Source organism: Ignavibacteriota bacterium (genome assembly GCA_016713565.1).
Classification (GTDB): Bacteria; Bacteroidota; Ignavibacteria; order Ignavibacteriales; family Melioribacteraceae.
In genome coordinates this window covers 886,893-905,353 of sequence record JADJOX010000007.1, presented here as the reverse complement: position 1 = coordinate 905,353, position 18,461 = coordinate 886,893, and the positions used below count along the sequence as shown (strand labels likewise).

16 protein-coding genes and 1 pseudogene are annotated in these 18,461 nt (G+C 32.2%); 15 read left to right on the top strand and 2 right to left on the bottom strand.

Annotated elements, in window-relative coordinates:
- The first annotated feature begins 1 nt into the window (after position 1).
- The 15 genes and pseudogenes from flgL to IPK06_11230 all read left to right on the top strand — a co-directional run bounded on the left by flgL (position 2) and on the right by IPK06_11230 (position 16,061).
- Positions 2-1,252, top strand: a complete 1,251-nt coding sequence (flgL, locus tag IPK06_11300) for a flagellar hook-associated protein FlgL (GenBank protein MBK7980555.1) — start codon at positions 2-4, stop codon at positions 1,250-1,252.
- Positions 1,252-2,031 (top strand): MotA/TolQ/ExbB proton channel family protein, encoded by a 780-nt coding sequence (locus IPK06_11295; GenBank protein ID MBK7980554.1) that lies wholly within the window; start codon positions 1,252-1,254, stop codon positions 2,029-2,031. Before flgL ends, IPK06_11295 begins: the two co-directional genes overlap by 1 nt.
- A gap of 80 nt (positions 2,032-2,111) precedes the next feature.
- Positions 2,112-2,702 (top strand): annotated as a pseudogene (locus tag IPK06_11290) (OmpA family protein).
- Positions 2,703-2,713: 11 nt separating this feature from the next.
- Complete coding sequence (fliW, locus tag IPK06_11285; protein ID MBK7980553.1) at positions 2,714-3,097, top strand: flagellar assembly protein FliW; 384 nt, start codon at positions 2,714-2,716, stop codon at positions 3,095-3,097.
- 10 nt (positions 3,098-3,107) lie between these two features.
- Positions 3,108-3,356, top strand: a complete 249-nt coding sequence (gene csrA, locus IPK06_11280; protein MBK7980552.1) for a carbon storage regulator CsrA — start codon at positions 3,108-3,110, stop codon at positions 3,354-3,356.
- Positions 3,349-4,050: a response regulator gene (locus tag IPK06_11275; GenBank protein ID MBK7980551.1), complete on the top strand. Its 702-nt coding sequence runs from the start codon at positions 3,349-3,351 to the stop codon at positions 4,048-4,050. Before csrA ends, IPK06_11275 begins: the two co-directional genes overlap by 8 nt.
- 9 nt (positions 4,051-4,059) lie before the next feature.
- Positions 4,060-4,917: a flagellar motor stator protein MotA gene (gene motA / locus IPK06_11270; protein ID MBK7980550.1), complete on the top strand. Its 858-nt coding sequence runs from the start codon at positions 4,060-4,062 to the stop codon at positions 4,915-4,917.
- A complete protein-coding gene (locus IPK06_11265) occupies positions 4,917-5,684 on the top strand; it encodes an OmpA family protein (protein MBK7980549.1) in 768 nt (255 codons plus the stop codon). The genes motA and IPK06_11265 overlap by 1 nt, the downstream gene beginning before the upstream one ends.
- Before the next feature lie 135 nt (positions 5,685-5,819).
- Complete coding sequence (locus IPK06_11260; protein ID MBK7980548.1) at positions 5,820-6,473, top strand: response regulator; 654 nt, start codon at positions 5,820-5,822, stop codon at positions 6,471-6,473.
- A 67-nt stretch (positions 6,474-6,540) separates the two neighbouring features.
- The gene (locus tag IPK06_11255) at positions 6,541-7,191 is read left to right on the top strand and encodes a hypothetical protein (GenBank protein MBK7980547.1); all 651 of its coding nucleotides are present in this window, start codon (positions 6,541-6,543) and stop codon (positions 7,189-7,191) included.
- Positions 7,192-7,195: 4 nt separating this feature from the next.
- Positions 7,196-9,049, top strand: coding sequence for a PAS domain S-box protein (locus tag IPK06_11250; GenBank protein MBK7980546.1), 1,854 nt, complete (start codon positions 7,196-7,198; stop codon positions 9,047-9,049).
- Between the two features lie 156 nt (positions 9,050-9,205).
- Positions 9,206-10,039: a hypothetical protein gene (locus IPK06_11245; protein MBK7980545.1), complete on the top strand. Its 834-nt coding sequence runs from the start codon at positions 9,206-9,208 to the stop codon at positions 10,037-10,039.
- Between the two features lie 9 nt (positions 10,040-10,048).
- Entirely contained in the window at positions 10,049-12,856 is a 2,808-nt protein-coding gene (locus tag IPK06_11240; protein MBK7980544.1) for a S8 family serine peptidase, read from the top strand.
- A 4-nt stretch (positions 12,857-12,860) separates the two neighbouring features.
- A complete protein-coding gene (locus IPK06_11235; protein MBK7980543.1) occupies positions 12,861-14,858 on the top strand; it encodes an oligopeptide transporter, OPT family in 1,998 nt (665 codons plus the stop codon).
- A gap of 63 nt (positions 14,859-14,921) precedes the next feature.
- A complete protein-coding gene (locus IPK06_11230) occupies positions 14,922-16,061 on the top strand; it encodes an aminotransferase class V-fold PLP-dependent enzyme (protein ID MBK7980542.1) in 1,140 nt (379 codons plus the stop codon).
- 239 nt (positions 16,062-16,300) lie between these two features.
- Here IPK06_11230 and IPK06_11225 read toward each other — a convergent pair whose 3' ends face one another.
- Positions 16,301-16,516: a hypothetical protein gene (locus IPK06_11225; protein MBK7980541.1), complete on the bottom strand. Its 216-nt coding sequence runs from the start codon at positions 16,514-16,516 to the stop codon at positions 16,301-16,303.
- Positions 16,517-16,580: 64 nt separating this feature from the next.
- Positions 16,581-17,927: a phosphomannomutase gene (locus IPK06_11220; GenBank protein ID MBK7980540.1), complete on the bottom strand. Its 1,347-nt coding sequence runs from the start codon at positions 17,925-17,927 to the stop codon at positions 16,581-16,583.
- Between the last annotated feature and the right edge of the window lie 534 nt (positions 17,928-18,461).

Below are 18,461 nucleotides of genomic sequence, written 5' to 3'. Positions count from 1 at the left end.
TATGCGAGTTCCGGATACAATGCTGCAGACAAATTTTATGAAGAACTTAAGCAGAAATAAAAGTTTGCTTGCAGAAATACAAAATCAATTAACCACACAAAGTAAGGTTAATAAACCCTCTGATAATCCTTTAAGTAATTCAAGGATAATGAGACTGCAGAATCAAATCAGCAATCTTGATACTTATAAAAGTAATATTGATTACGGCTTATCCATGATTGACGATTCAATATTATCTATGGAAAGCATGCAGACAACCGTTCAGGATGTAATGGTGCAATTGACCAATGTCAATTCTGCAATAGTTTCCGATCAACTTGATTCGTTTGCTTCCAGTATTGATTCGGCTTTAAATATTTTGGTTGATTTGGCAAACAGCAGCTTTAACGGTCAATATAATTTTGGCGGAACAGAAAGCGGAATAAAACCGTTTTATTACGATAAAGCCAACAACGTTGTTGTTACAAATAATGATCATATAGGCGGCGATAGAAACGTTAAAATAGCGTCGAGTATAACCGAAAAATTTAATATATCGGGAAAGGATTTATTTTTAAGCGTAGTTGAACAAAAAGGAAATTTGAATTCTAGTGCCGGAATTGGTACTGACCAAACAACTTCAAATAAAATTTATGATTCCGATGGTAACGAATATACATTAAATTTAACTTATACTTCAACTGCGGCAAATACTTATAATTTGAATTACAATATTGTTGACAAAGATTCCAATGTTATTTCTAACGATACGGTTTCCGATATTACTTTTGATTCGGAGACAGGTGAGTTTAAGTCGATTGGAAGCAGTGTTTTTGGAGAAATTAAAATACAAAACTCGGACAATAAAATTGATTTTGTTTTGGATTTGAATTCAATAAAAGAAAAAAATTCTTCGGCGAACTTGAATTCAACATTGAATCAAAAAGCAGATATATTTAATACGCTTATTGGAATTAAGGAGAAATTATTAGCAGGAGAAAAACCGACGGATGAACAGCAAAAAATAGTATCGGATTTTAATCAATTGCTTTTAGATAAGCTATCGGAAGCCGGAGGAATTTCCAATAAATTAAATTCTACTAAAGAAATTTTATTGAACAAAGAAATTGAACTTAAGGATCTTCTCTCATCTGAAAAAGATGTTGACGTTGCAAGAGCATTATTGGACCTTGAAAATTCGCAATATGTTTTAGATATAAGCTATAAAATATCATCTATGGTTTTACCTAAATCTCTTTTGGATTATATGTAATGTTGAGAAAAAGCGGAAGCATATACGGCTTATTGCTCGGATTTATTTCAATATTCGGCGCTTTTTTAATTGAAGGCGGTTCGTTTAATACATTATTTTTGCTTCCCGCAATGTTAATCGTTTTTGGAGGAACTTTTTCCGCGACAATTATTGGCGTGGGAATTACTAAATTTAAAAAAATTATTTCACTAATAAAGTTGGCTTATTTTCCGCCAAAGTATGATATTCATCAGTTAATTGATGGTTTTGTAAATGTTGCCGTAAAAAGCCGGCAAGAAGGAATTCTTTCGATTCAAAACAATTTGAACAGATTAATATATCCGTTTCCAAAGAAAATGATGAACTTTGTAATGGATGGTACGGATATTGAACAATTAGAGTTAATCGCATTCGGTGAAATGAGAGCGATGGCAAATAGGCATAATCAAAATATTTCTATGTTCAGTAAAATGGGCGGATACGCGCCGACGATGGGAATTATTGGAACTGTTATGGGATTGATTATGACACTGGCAAATGCCGGAAAAGATCCAAATACATTAATACATAATATTGCATCGGCGTTTATTGCAACATTATGGGGAATACTTAGCGCAAACTTAATTTGGTTACCAATAGCAGATAAATTAAAACAATGCCACTTAGACGAAAAACATATGATGGAGCTTTCATTAGAAGGAGTGATGGCTATACAAAGTGGGGAAATTCCCTCGATAGTCAAATCCAGACTAATGAGTTACTTACCTCAAAAAGAACAAGGCTCAATAGGCGTAAGATAGACGAAGACACTTCAGAATTGCTTGAAGAATCAAATCCTGAACGTTATCTACTTACTTATGCCGATTTAATAACATTGCTGCTTGGTTTGTTTATAATTCTTTATGCAATTTCGAATGTTGATGTTGCCAAATATGAAAAGATGATGGAAAATATGGGCGACTATTTTGGAAATCCAAAAGTCATAGAACAGCAAACAAAATCTGATATTATTGATTTAAGCGACGGAAAAGATAAATTAAAAACATCAATTGAAAGTTTCGTAAAAGAATACGGCTACGCGAATAATATTAAAATTGTAGAAAACGAAAGAGGAATTGTTATAAGTATTTTGGATAATATATTATTCAATTCGGGTAATGCGGAATTATCCGAAGAATCAAAACCGATTTTAAATAAAATGGCTCAACTTTTAAAAACATTACCAAATGATATAAGGATAGAAGGACATACGGATAATGTTCCGATTGAAACGGCAGAATTTCCATCTAACTGGCATTTATCAATGGCAAGAGCGACTAATACAGCTTATTACTTAATGCATGAGCAGGGTATGAAGCAGGAACGAGTTTCTGTTGTCGGTAATTCAGAATTTAAGCCCGTTGCAGCAAACGATACTCCTGAATCCCGATCTTTAAACAGAAGAGTTGATATTGTAATTTTAAACAAATAAGAGAAAAAAATATGAAAATTCAGAACAAACAATTTGGTGAAATTGAGTATAATGAAGATTCAATATTCAAATTCAAAGACGGTATAATTGGCTTTGAAGAATTGAGTAATTTTATTTTAATCACCGAAAAAGAAAGTTACTTTTCATGGCTAACATCCGTAGAACAGCCCGAAATAATTTTTCCGCTTTTCCCAATTGAACTTCTTAACGAAGACGCAAAGAAAGAAAATGATTTGGAACCGTTTGGAATTGTTAAATTGGATAAAAATCCGGCAAACATCACAATAAATCTTAAAGCTCCGGTTTATATAAATTATGACGCTAAAATCGGGTTTCAAAAAATATCCGAAAGTGAAGAATTACCCTTAGACTTTCCACTTTTTGTAAATAATTGAGTATAATAAAATGCTAATACTAACGAGAAAAGAAAATCAAAAAATAAGAATTGGCAACAACATAATTCTAAATATAATCTCAATTTCAGATAATCAAGTTAAAATAGGAATTGAAGCCGAAAAAGATGTGGCAATTTTTAGAGAGGAAGTTTATCAGCAGATAATTGAGAATAACAAAAATTCAACGGCTAAACTAAATAAAGAAATTCCCGAAAATCTAAAATCATTTAAGATAAATAAGTTCAAAAAAAATGATTAAAAATAATATTAAAGTGTTAATAATTGATGATAATTATTCGATACTACAATATCTAAAAACATTGTTGGAAAGATACGGGTTTGTTGTAAAAACCAGTTCCAACGGTTACGAGGGAATTCAAGATTCGGCGGAGTTTAAGCCGGATATAATTTTTTTGGATTTGATGATGCCGAATATTGACGGTATCAAAATGCTTCAGTTAAAAAAAGTGCTGAACGATATTAAAGATATACCGGTTATAGTAATTAGCGCAAATGCCGGAAGAAATAATGTAATTGCGGCAATTGAAGCGGGCGCCGACAGAGTTTTAGCAAAACCAATTAATATTAAGCAGTTAAAAGCGGCCGTTAACGAACTTTTGAATAAAGAATGTTTTGATTTTGAGAATGAATGTGAGTTACCAATTGAAACTAAAGATGAAAAAATAGAAGTATTTGAAAAATTTGAAGAATACAAATCAATACTGGAAAATTCAATTGAAGGCAGAGAACCGAAAGTTTTAAAAGATACCGTCAAAATTTTAAGAGATTACAGTAATAATGAAAAACAATCTATGGTAAAAAATTTGTTTAATGATTTATTGCAGAAGGAATTTCAAAAACCATCTGATTGGATGTTCGCTGAATTGATTATAAAACAAATATCACATGAACTAAACAAAATAAATAATCAGAATTTAATAACTAAAATTTGACAATAAATTATGTTTATAATAATTGGTGCGGTAGTAGTTCTGGCAAGCTTAATAGTGGGTTTTTCAATGGCGGGCGGTCAATTATTGGTATTGGTTCAGCCGTCTGAATTTATAACAATCGGAGGCGCTGCAATAGGCAGCTTATTAATTTCCGCATCTTTGGATGATATTAAAAATATTGTTGGCGCAATTCCTAAAGCAATTAGTCATAAGCATCATTCAAAACCAGAAAATTTAGCACTCTTAAAAGCATTATATGATCTATTTCTATTAGCGCAAAGAGACGGATTGCTGGCAATTGAAAAACATATAGAAAATCCTACTGAAAGTGATGTATTTAAATCTGATCCCAAATTAGTAAAAAATAAAACCGCCATTACTTTTCTTTGCGATACTTTAAAAGTAATGCTTTCCGGAGGCGTTCCTCCTCATGAAGTTGAAGCATTAATGGATATAGAAATTAAAACCTATAAAACCGAAACTCACCCTACGTATGCTCTATTAAGTAAATTAGGCGACGCATTTCCTGCATTGGGAATTGTTGCCGCAGTTTTAGGAATAATTGTAACAATGGGAAGTATTAATGACGGTGCTGAAGCAGTTGGTCATCACGTTGCCGCCGCTTTGGTTGGTACGTTCTTGGGGGTGCTTATGTCGTACGGATTTGTTGGACCTTTAGCCACAAATATTGAGCACATGATAGAGGGTGAAGTTAGATATTTAGAAACAATAAAAGAATGTGTTATTGCGTATGCAAAAGGCAATCCGCCGATTGTTGCTGTTGAAGTGGGAAGAAGAACAATAAATTCTCACACACGACCATCATTTTCCGAGTTGGAAAATTATCTAAGAGGTAAATCAGAGTAATGGCAGATCAGAACAATGACAAACCGATAATTGTTAAGAAAATCATAGCCGGCGGTCATGGTCATCACGGCGGGGCTTGGAAAGTTGCATATGCCGATTTTGTTACTGCTATGATGGCTTTGTTTATTGTTCTTTGGATTCTCGGTCAGGATCAAGCCGTAAAAGATAATATTGCCGGATACTTTAATGATCCCAGCGGTTTTGGTGTAGGCAATGGACCAAGCGCGATAAAAGGCATGGGAAAACAGAGCGCTACACCCGCGCCATTGACTGAATTACAAAAGAAAGAAATTGAGAAAGAAAGATTAGAAGAAATGGGAAAAGAACTTCTTGATAATTTAAAAGATCAGGATTTTAAAGATCTCATTAATCAAATTGATATTGAAGTAACCGACGAAGGTTTACGAATTGAAATTATGGAATCCAATAATGATGCTTTTTTTGAAGTGGGAACTTCTACGCTTAATGAAAATGCAAAATCAATTCTTACGATAATCGGAAAGCAGATGTCTCAAATAAATAATAAGATTGTTGTTGAAGGTCATACTGACGCAAGACCATTTCCCAACGGGCATGCCGGATATTCAAATTATGAATTGAGTGCCGACAGAGCAAATTCCGCAAGACGTGCCTTAATTGAGAGCGGTTTGCAATCAAACCGAATTGATGAAATAAGAGGATACGCAGATAACAGATTAAGAAATACCGCGGATCCCAACGACGTTGTAAATCGCAGAATCAGCATAATTGTAAAATATTCTAATTAAGCCCGCTTTCATTTCTGCTTCAAATTTGTGGACATAAACTGAAAAAATACTTAGCTTTTAATATAGTTTGTTAAAAATTTGTTAGCTAAATTCCAAATACAAAAAATCAATTAAAAGTTTTATCCTTTAGGTTAAATGGCAGAAAAAAATAAAATATTGATCGTTGAAGATGAAGAAGATTCAAGATTTATATATGAAAGACTTCTCGTTAAAAACGGTTATGAAATCAAAAGCGTTAATAATGGCGAAGAAGCATTAGAAATTATTGGAGATTTTAAACCTTCAATTATTTTAGCTGATTGGACAATGCCTAAATTGAACGGAATTGAGCTTTGCAACATTATTAAAAGCAAAGAAGAATACAAATTAATTTACTTTATTTTACTTACCGCCAGAACCTCATTAAAAGATAGAGTTGAAGGATTAGATACAGGTGCCGATGATTATTTAGTTAAGCCGATCGATAATCAAGAACTGGTTGCCAGGATTAGATCCGGAATTCGAATTCACAATCTTCAAAATGAATTAAAAAATATTGAGCATGATAAAGCAATTATAGAATTAGCGTGTACAATCGGGCATAAGATCAATAATCCGCTCAGCAGTTTAAAGATGTCGGTTGAATCTTTAAAAGATGAAATCGATTCCACCAAAGAAAAATTCAATGATGATTTTTATGTGATTGAAGAATCGCTTAAAAGAATTCAAGAATTTGTTAAGGACCTTCAAAATTTAAGGAATCCTGAAATTACGGATTACGCCTTAAGCAATAAAATGATAAAATTATAGACGTCTTTACGGCATTTTATTCATTAAACTTATTTCATGCCTTTTCGATTATAGATTTAGGTGAGAAATGTTAGAAAAAATTTTAAATATTAATCCACAAGATAAGTTTAAAAGCGGATCAAAGGTTCATGCCGTAAATCCATATATAATTCACGCAAATGATTACAATAAACAAAAAAAAGATTCAGCACTTTTTTCGCCGTTAGCAAAATTAATGTCTCAAATAAATTGGAAAATCCTCAATCTCGAATATCCTTCGGATGATGAAATGCTTTTCCACTTTCTTGTTGATGATACGGAATTTTTCACAATTATAAATTTTAATGAACTTTATACGGAACATTATCAAGAATTTTCAATTCAGAAACCTGGAATAAAGGATTTTACAAATGTAAATTATGAAACGGTTATTGCGGTTAAAAAAGATGAAATAAATATTTTAGCTATCCCCGAACGGATTGAAATCGCTTCACTTAATCGTTTTTTTAACAGAATTGAAGCGCAAGAATCTAATTTAACATTGCTGAATAATTACTTCGAGGAGCTCACTTTCGGATTGGAAAATGGCATTTTTAGTGAACTGAACTATATTCTTAAAGTTATATATACATTTATTTCAACTAAAAATATGGATAAAATTAAAAGAAATTTTATCCTAAAAAGCCAACCGAATATTCCGATTATTATTCAGAAAATTGATATCATAAATACAAATTAAAAATTTGAAAAACAGCCTAAATTATTCCTATTTCGATTTAGATATAATTAGTAAATTTGAATCCTTTGAAGAGTTTCCAAATACTAAACCTGTAGTTCTTGCGGATAGTAACGGATTGATTCTTTATGCAAATAATTCAGCAAGAATCAAACATAAATTCAAAGAAGGTAATAATTTATTTGAATTCAATTCTGACCCGGATCTTGAATCGCTTTTCTATAATCTAAAGAGAAGCAAGGTTACAAGCTTTTCTACGGATTTTGCCGTTAAAGATGAAAATAATTTTTACAACGGTTTTTTACTAAATATTGAAAAAGTAATAATAAATCGTGAAGACGTTTTTATTATTTATATAGAATCTCAAGACAACAAACTTAGAATAACTAAAAAAATAAATTCTTATAATCAGGCTTTGGAATCTGTGAATGTTGGGGTTCTTCTGGCTGATAAGAACGCAAATATAAATTATCTTTCCACTTCTTTTGAAAATTTCCTTCATAAAAAAATTGAAGAAGTTTATGGAAAAAATTTAGTCGAAGTGTTTAAAAAACACTTATCACCGGTTGAAATAAATGAATTACAGACATCAATATTTAGTTATAGAAATTGGGTTAAAGTAATTTCCAATGTTTCAAATGACGGAGAAATTTTTTACAAAGAAATTAGGCTTAATACGGTTCATGACAATATCGATAGAACTATTAGCTTTATTGTAACCGCAAATGATATTACAGAACATATTAAGCAGGCAAGATTGTTAAAAATTTCGGAGCAAAAACAAAAATCGATTATTAACAATATTTCCGATCCGATATTAATTCTGCGCAAAGAAAAAAATAATTTAATTTTTGAAAATGCCAATAATAGTTTTTACAAAAATATTCTTGAAAGCAAAACAGAAATAAATTCCAACGCAATTATTGATGAAATAATTTCCAGCGATTTACTCGTTTCTATTAAAACCGCGATCATAAATCTGAATAATTCAAAACGAATACATTCACAGTTTCATTACACATCAAACAATGGAAAGCGATTTCTAGGCAAAATTACTTTTACGGATGATAATTCCGATCATATCAAACTTTATATAATTAACATGACGGATATTACCGAACAGCTTGAAATAGAAAGAAAACTTAGGGATGCATACAAAAAAGAAATTAGTTTGAATAAACTTAAATCAACATTCCTCGCCAATATGTCGCATGAAATTAGAACGCCGCTGAATGCTATTGTCGGTTATTCCGATCTTCTTGAAGACGATGTAAAAGCCAAAAATTTTGAATCATCTTCACAAATGACTTCTTATTTAAAAGAAGGAGTTAACAGATTATTAAAACTTGTGGATAATATTGTTGAAGTTTCTCTCTTAGAATCCGGCAATGAAACAATCGATTTAGCCGAAATTGATATAAATGTAATAATAAATTCGAATAAAGACTACTGGATTAAGGAAGCCAAAGCAAAATCTATAGAACTAACCTGCCAACTTAGTTCGGGTAAAAATACCGTATTGGGAAATGAAGAGAAATTACTGAGAGCCTTAAACGAGATTATTGATAACGCGATTAAATACAGCGAAGAAAAAAGTAAAATCGTTATTTCAACATTTTCAAATTTGGATAAAGGAATTATCCAAATTTTAGATTACGGCGTCGGTATCGATAATAATAATCTACAAAAAATACTGCAGATTTTTGAACAGGGCGAGGAAGTCGGTTATACGCGAAAATATGAGGGAGCAGGTTTAGGACTTTCCTTGGCAAATAAATTAATTTCATTTATGAACGGTGAATTAAAAATTATCAGCGAAATTGCAAAAGGCACATCAGTAAAGATTATTTTATCAAAATAAACGTAGAACAATTATTTCTTTTCGAAATACATTTCATTATAAATTCATAAAATTATTCAAAACAATTTCTATTAATTATTAAGTTGATTTCATTGATAAGAAAGGGTTATGTTTATAATCATAAATACTTATTGCTAATAAAAATCCAAACTTTGAATGAAAAAAAATGTATTACTTTGGATTCTTGCGTTTGTAATTACCGCCGTAACAGCTGTTTATCAAAGAGTTACAGGTCCGACCTACCCAATATCAAATAAAATTGAAATCAATAATAAAATGATAGCTTATAAATTTGCGCGTTCTCACGGCGGCACTACAAATCATGAAGTTAAGATTGAAGCAAATGACAATAGCATTATCGGGGAATTATATTTTAAAAGATATAAAACCGCTGATGATTGGCAGAAATTAGAAATGAAAAATTCTAATGGTCAATTGACTGCATATTTACCTCATCAACCTCCAGCTGGCAAACTTCAATATTTTGCGGTATTAAAAGGTTTGAATGAATCAAAGAAAATTCCGGATGATCATCCGGTTATCATAAGGTTTAAAGGAGATGTTCCCAACTATGTTTTAATTCCGCATATTTTGGCAATGTTTATTGGCATGCTGCTTTCAACAAGAACCGGACTTGAATATTTTAACAAAGGGAAAAATATTTCATCATTAACAATTTGGACATTGGGATTTCTAATTGTGGGCGGATTTATTCTTGGTCCAATAATGCAGAAATTTGCGTTTGGTGAATATTGGACGGGATTTCCTTTCGGAATAGATTTGACAGATAACAAAACCCTAATTACAATATTTGGCTGGTTTGTAGCATTTTTAATGTACAAGAAAAGTAAAAATCCCAAAATATGGGCGGTATTTGCATCAATTCTTTTATTGGCTGTATACCTTATTCCGCACAGTGTGCTTGGGTCAGAACTAGATTATAATAAATTGGAATCACAACAAAAATCAATTGAAAAAATAATTGAATAAAGGTTAATTATGAAAAATCTCATTAAAATTTTATTAGTGATTGCAACTGTAAATTATTTGTTCGCGCAAACAAAGGATCAGACTTTTATTTCTTTAAGAAATACCGGAGTAGAAAAGTTTCAGGAAAAATATTCTGATTATGATGGACGCGGCACCATAATTTTAGTTTTGGATACCGGCGTTGATATGGGAGTTGACGGATTAACAACAACTTCAACAGGTGATGTAAAAGTTATAGATGTCCAAGATTTTACAGGACAGGGAAATATTTCTTTTTTCTCTGCAGAAATTGATGAAGAAAATGACGTAGAATATTTTGTAAATGAAGAAAAAGGTTATAAAGTTTCCGGTGCCGGAAAATTATCGCTCAAAGCAGATGATGATAAATATTATATCGGCGTTGTAGCGGAATCGCTTTGGAAAAATTCGGGTTCAGGTGTAGATGACATAAATGGCAATGGTAATAAAGATGATAAGTTTTATTTTGTAACATTTCAAACTCAAAATGAGGGCGAAAAATTTTGGGTCGTTTATTTGGATTTGAACGATAACGGAAAGCTTGATGATGAAAAACCCTTAAGAAATTATAAGGAAAAGTTCGACGCTTTTACATTTCCAATTGAAAATGGTTTGCCGGGATTTACGCTTGGCTTAAATATAATTCCGGAAAATAAAATAGTTAGTTTTTATTTTGATGATGGTTCTCATGGAACTCATTGTGCGGGAATTGCCGCGGGTAATAGAATTGGCAACAATGACTTTTTTGGAATCGCGCCGGGAGCTAAACTAATGGGCTTGAAGATTGGCAATAATAATTTTGCGGGTGGTGCGACTGTAACGGAAAGTATGAAGAAAGCTTATTTATACGCTGATAAAATTTCAAAAGAACGGAAAGAACCTTGCATAATTAATATGAGTTTTGGAATTGGATCTGAAATTGAGCAAAATTCGGAAATTGAAAAGTTTTTGGACAATTTGGTTAAGGATAATCCATATTTATATATTTCCACTTCAAACAGTAATGAAGGTCCGGGAATTTCAACAACAGGATTACCTTCGTCATGCAGTTCGGTCTTTTCATCTGGAGCGGTTTTAGCGCAAGAGGTGGGAAATGATTTATATGGAACAACTTTAATAAATGATATTGTTCTTCATTTTAGTTCTCGCGGCGGTGAAGTAAAAAAACCGGATGTAGTTTCTCCAGGTGCCTGCGTTTCAACTGTTCCGAATTTCAGCGGTGCGGATAGATTTTGGGGAACATCTATGGCATCTCCTTATTCTGCCGGGGTAATGTCTGTTTTACTCGGTGCAGCAAAAGCCGAATTTCCGGATGTTAAAATTCCATCCAGATTTTTATATAAAGTATTGAGAGAAAGTGCGACAAAAATGGAAGGTTATGATTTTGTGGATCAGGGAAGCGGTTTGATAAATATTGAAGCCGCATATAACCTGCTGAAAAAATATATCGAAAACGGTGAAATTAAAAATTTTGAAACATATACCACAAAAGCGTTTGCTCCGAATATGCCTAATAATACCGCCCAATGCTTATATGTAAGAGACGCATCTTTTCTAACGGGCAATGAAAAATTTTCATTTCGTATTACAAGAGACAATACAATAAATTCAGATAAATTTTATAGAATGTTTAACCTTAAAAGCAGCGCGGAATGGTTAACTCCAGTACAGAAAAAAATTCATATCAGGAATGATCAAACGACGATTGTTAATGCAACTATTGATCCTAAAATTTTAGAAAAACCCGGATTGTATAATGCAAAAATATATGCTGTAAGAGCTGATAATTCTTCTACTCCGGAATTTGAATTGATGGCGACTTTTGCGGTTCCGTATGATTTTAATCTAAAGAACCATTACAATTTAAATTTTGAATCGGAAAAAATTATGCCGGGAATGCATAAAAGATATTTCCTTAAAATTCCTTTTGGCACTTCTAATTTAAAAGTCAATATATCTTCAAAGAAGAATGATTACTCTTCATTGCGATATTATTTGCATGATCCTGATGGACGTGAAAAGCATTTTGGGATTTTTAATTCTGAAGATAATCCTAATACTGCTGAAGAGATATATGATTTACATCCCGGAGTATATGAGTTAGTTGTGTTGGGACAATTCACTTCCTCCAAAGAATCAATATATAATCTTGATTTGGAAATCGATGGAATTAATATTTCAAAAAATTCACTTTCGGAAAGTAATTCAATGTCCTTGGTAAATTATTTTGATAAAGAAAAGAATTTGAAAATTTCCGGTAAAATTCTCGGATATACCAAATCTTACAAAATTGAAATAAGCGGAAACAACATATATAAAATTCCATTCGAATTGAAACAAGGCGAAAGTAAAAAGGAATTTAAAATAAATTTGAGCAAAGAAGATTTTAATAAAGTAACTGATTTTGCATTAATGATTTATGATGAAAAAGGAAATGCGGTTGATGTTAACGGTTTGTCTTATTATTTTGGATCGTCGTCTGTAAATAAACAAAACAAGTTAAACAATGAAGTTGAAAAATTTGAATATCATCTCATTCCTGGCTTCGCAAATGCTGATAGTAAGCTGGTAGTTAATATTTGTGAAAAAACATATTACGACGAAAGTGAAGAAATCACATTCAACAAAGAAAACTTAAACCTTTTTCCTTTCAATGAAATTGAAATAAAGGCAGATTATTCTCAACCGAAAATTGCCAAAGAAAAAGGCGCGGATTATTTTGCCGAAATTATTTTTAAATCGGCAAATACAGATGAAGTTGAGTTCAAAAAAGTAATAAAAATAAATTCTGAGGAATAAGCTTATGAGTGGAAATTCAACTAGCGGCAAACCAATTGGTTTACCATCAAATGCATATTCGGAACTTAAACCGGGCGAAGAGTACATTCCGGTTATGTCGCCAAATTCAAAAATTACTGAGGTAACACCTTATTCAGTTATTACCGGTTTAATAATGGCAGTTTTATTTTCTGCCGCTGCAGCGTATTTAGGATTGAAAGTCGGACAAGTTTTTGAAGCCGCTATTCCGATAGCAATTCTTGCCGTTGGATTTTCAAATATTTTGAAAAAGAAAGATTCAATGGGTCAAAATGTAATTATTCAATCAATCGGTTCTACTTCCGGAGCAGTTGTTGCTGGTGCAATTTTTACATTACCAGGTATTTATATTTTAAAACTTGAAGCGTCGTTTTTTCAAATGTTTATGGCTTCATTATTCGGCGCGTTTTTAGGAATTTTATTTTTAATTCCGTTTAGAAAATACTTTGTTTCAGAAATGCACGGAAAACTTCCATTTCCAGAAGGAACCGCGACAACTGAGGTATTGGTAGCCGGTGAAAAAGGCGGTTCACAAGCTATGGTTTTAATTAGCGCGGGATTAATTGGCGGTATTTACGATTTTTTAATTTCAACATTTGGAACTTGGGCTGAAATTTTTACATCAAGAGTAGTGGAAGTGGGACAAACCGTAGCGGATAAATTTAAACTTGTTTTTAGATTGAACGTAAGTGCCGCGGTAGTAGGTTTAGGTTACGTAATAGGATTAAAATATTCGCTCATAATTGTTGCCGGTTCGTTTGTTTCTTGGTTTGTACTTATTCCAATTATAAATTATTTAGGCCAATTTATTACATCTCCAATTGGAGCAAATGTTCAGCTTTTGATAAAAGATATGTCTGCCGAACAAATCTTTACAAATTATGTTCGTCATATCGGCATCGGCGCAATTGCGATGGCCGGTTTTATTGGAATTGTTCGTTCATCAAAAGTTATAAGTTCCGCGATTTCTTTGGCAGTTAAAGAAATTTTCGGCGGTAAAAGCGGTCAAGAATCTTCTTTAAGAACACAGAAAGATCTTTCAATGAAAATAATTGTAGGCGGTATAATATTAACTGCAATTATACTTTTTATTTTCTTTTTATATGGAGTTGTATTTAATATTGTTCATGCGCTTGCAGGCTTATTGATTGTAATGATAATGTCATTTTTATTTACTACAGTTGCTGCAAATGCAATTGCTATCACCGGAAATAATCCTGTATCCGGCATGACATTAATGACATTAGTTTTATCATCTATTATATTGGTTGCAGTCGGGTTATCAGGCGCATCTGGAATGGTATCGGCTTTAATTATAGGCGGAGTTGTATGCACCGCGCTTTCAGTCGCGGGTTCATTTGTAACGGATTTGAAAATCGGATATTGGTTAGGCTCGTCACCAAATAAACAGGAAGCTTGGAAATTTGTAGGAACAATTGCTTCTGCCGCAACTGTTGTTTGGATCATTTCGTTGTTGGATAGAATTTACGGATTTGCCGGCGGCGGATTACCGGCTCCTCAAGCAAACGCAATGGCTGCCGTTATTCAGCCTTTAATGTCTAATCAGCCGGCACCTTGGATGTTATATATTGCCGGAGCTTTTGTTTCATTAATTCTTGTGATGATAAATGTCCCTGCTCTTGCTTTTGCGCTTGGAATGTATCTTCCTCAGGAAATAAATACACCTTTATTGATTGGCGGATTAATTGCGCATTTTGTATCAACAAGAAGTAAAGACGAAAAACTTAATAATTCCAGAAGGGAAAGAGGTACATTGATCGCATCTGGATTTATTGCCGGAGGAGCTTTAATGGGTGTTGTTAGCGTTATTATTAAAGCTGTACTGAAAGAAAATAATTTGCCCGATTGGTTTATGCACGAATGGGCTGAATCAAATACCGCTGTTGTACTTGCGTTTATAATGTTCAGTTTGCTATGTGTTTATGTTATTTGGGATTCTCTAAGAGCAAAAATAGAAGAATAAAAATATTTATCTTTACATTAACCCAATTCATTTGAATTGGGTTTTTTATTTTGAGAAAAAATTATGACGACTATTGAAGAAGCAAGAAATTATTTCCCTTATATAAAAACCGGTTTGGTGTATTTTAATCATGCTGCAGTTGGACCAATTTCAACGTTGGTAAAATCCAAATTAGATGAATATTTACTTCAGCGGTCTGAAACGGTTGTAGAAAATTACTTTGAAACAATTCCCCAAGTTAAATCTGCAAAAGAAAAAATTGCGCGATTGGTTAACTCCGATGTTAATTCAATTGGTTGGACAGATAACGTTTCTAATGCGATGAATATTATTGCCCAAGGATTGGATTGGAAATACGGCGACCAAATAATATTAAACGATATTGAATTTCCGGCTAATGTGTATCCATTTTTAAATTTGAAAAATATTGGTGTGGAAATTCTTTTTGCTAAATCAGAAAATTGGAAAGTTGACCTTCCGGAAATTGAAAAATTAGTGACTTCAAAAACTCGGCTTATTTCAATTAGCATGGTTCAGTTTCTCTCCGGTTACCGCGCGGATATAAAAGCAATTGGTGATTATTGTAAATCGAAAAATATTATTTTTTGTGTGGACGGCATTCAAGCCGCCGGAAATGTTAATATAAATTTGCGGAATTATAGTGTTGATTTTTTTGCCGGCGGAACACAAAAATGGCTGATGGGTCTTCAAGGACTTTCTTATTTTTATATCTCTAAAAATTTATTTGATAAAATTATACCAAAAAATATTGGGTGGACTTCAGTTAAAAACGCTTGGCATTTTTTGGATTATAAACTTGATTTATTGGATAATGCCGACAGATTTCAAAATGGAACTAATTCAAGAATCGCGATGATTGCAATTGATGAATCATTAAATCTTTTTGAAAAAATCGGTTATGCACAAATTGAAAATAAAATTTTAGAAAACTCAACTTATTTTATTCAAAAGCTTACAGATAATGGATTAAATCCGATTTTGAAAAATATTGAAATGAAAAATATTGCGGGAATTGTTTCACTCAAGATCAATAATACTGAAAATATTATGAGAAACCTTAAGGAGAGAAAAATCGCTTGCTCTTTAAGAGAAGGACTAATTCGGTTTTCACCTCACTTCTACAATACTAAAGATGAAATAAATTATGTGGTTGATGAATTAACAAAACAAATATCCGTATAAATTTTTTAGTTAAATTCATTCATTTTTGTTTATTCATTTTTTTTTCAAATTTAAATAAAAATCAAGCCAGATAGAATATAATGTCTTATAGCCTAATAATATTTAACTGCTGAAATGGAATAAGTATTTCTTTTTAGGAATTAAAGATATAGATTGGATTAATTTTTGTTTTACAATGAAATGAAAATGCCGCACATTAAGTGCAGCATTTATAAGTTTATAAAAAAAATGATCAGATATTATTTGTCTGAGTTATAACTTAGTTCTATCTTGATGTGAAAATCGGCACCGCTGAACAAAGTATATTTTACTTCGTCAATTGTGCATTTGTAATCTTCGCCGACTAAGTTTGAAACGGAAGCGGAAATAGCTTTTTCCAATTCGCCGACGCTTAAATTTTTCAATTTATTCTTTAATAATTTATCAACGTCAATTGGAATTTTTTCTTCGGACATTTTATTCTCCTAAAACTGTGTTTTTTAGACGCATTTAATACTATAAATGTTCAGACAATTATTTTTAATTTCTTATAAATTCTAAGATTTCTTTTGTTTTTTCTTCCATCAATTTTATGTCGCTTCTCGATTCAACATTCAGCCTAAGTAATGGTTCCGTATTGCTCATTCTAACATTAAATCTCCAATTTGGATATTCAATGCTAATACCGTCAACCTCATCCAATTTACCGTCGGAATATTTTGATTTCAATTGAGAAAGTTTCTCAATCGGGTTTTCAACTTTGGAATTAATTTCACCAGAGCACGGAAAACTTTCAATCATTTTCCCAACTAACTGAGATAAAGTTTTTCCTTCCGTACTTAATAATTCCAATATCAAAAGAAATGGAATTAATCCGCTGTCTGAATAAAAATTATCTCTAAAATAATGATGAGCGGACATTTCGCCGCCGTAAATTGCGTTCACTTCTCTCATTTTTTGTTTGATAAAGGCATGACCGCTTACGGATTCTACCGCAATTCCACCTGCATTTTTAACTTCTTCCAAAGTATTCCAAATTAGTCTTGGATCATGTACAATTTTCTCGCCGGGAAATTTTTTCAATAATGATTTTGCCAATAAACCGACGATATAATAACCTTCAATAAAATTTCCTTTTTCATCAAAGAAAAAACATCTGTCGTAGTCGCCGTCCCAAGCAACGCCGAGATCGGCATTTGATTTTTTCATAGCATCTATTGTAGAATATCTATTTTCCGGAAGTAGCGGATTTGGTACTCCGTTCGGAAAACTAGAATCGGGATTATGGTGAACTTTTATCATTTCAATCGGCAAATATTTTTCCAACGAATCCAATGCTGGTCCAACGCATCCGTTTCCCGCATTAACAACAACCTTAAATTTATTGATTTTTGAAGCATCATAAAATTTTGATAAACTTTTTGTAAAATCTTCCATTATATCTATTTCAGTAATTTCACCTTTTTGAGAGGCGTTTTCTCCGAGATCATTATTCACAATCATTTGTTCAATTTCGCTTAAACCAGAATCATAGCCCATTGGTTTGGAACCTTTTTTAACAAATTTAAGTCCATTATATTCAGGCGGATTGTGACTTGCGGTAATCATAACTCCGCCGTCAGCGTCCAAAAACGGTGTGCCGAAATAAATCATTTCTGTTCCGCAGAGACCTAAATCTATTACACTGCATCCCGCATCAGATAAACCTTGTGCGAGCGCTTTTGAAAGTTCCGGCGAAGATACTCTTACGTCTCTGCCAATCAGTACTTTTTTTGCATTTTGATGCTTTACGAATGTCATGCCTACTTTATATGCTAAATCTGTATTTAATTCTGAAGGAACTTTTCCCCTAATGTCGTAAGCTTTAAATCCCGGAATTTTAGTCATTTTTACCTCAGTTTTAAATATGAATTACGTTTTCCTAAAAATACAAAAACATATACTATTTAGGATAAATTTTTACATAGTTAATTTTAATTTTCGGTTATATTTTACTTAGGTAATTTTGGGAAAAATAAAATCAAAAAATCTAAAATAGTAAAGTGCGGAAATCAAAATTGTTCAGCCTTTTTTCCAGTTAAACAAAATCATAATTTTACGGAACATGAGCTTCTTTGTAATGATTGCAAATCGGAATCAACTCATTCTCATTTGGTACAATGTGAAAACTGCCAATCAATTTTAAATTTCATTCCATTAATGAAAAACGAAACCGCTATAGTTTTTTACGTTAAAAAATGTTCAAACTGTTTAGGAACAATTAAAGATGAAAAACAGCTAATTCCAAACTATTTCCCGGAATCCTTCATTTAACCTGCTTAGATAATCTATTCATATAATGTATATATCCGTCTTACATATTTTAAATAAATTAATATTTTTCGGCGTCACAACCTTATTTGTAAAATGGTGGACTAATAT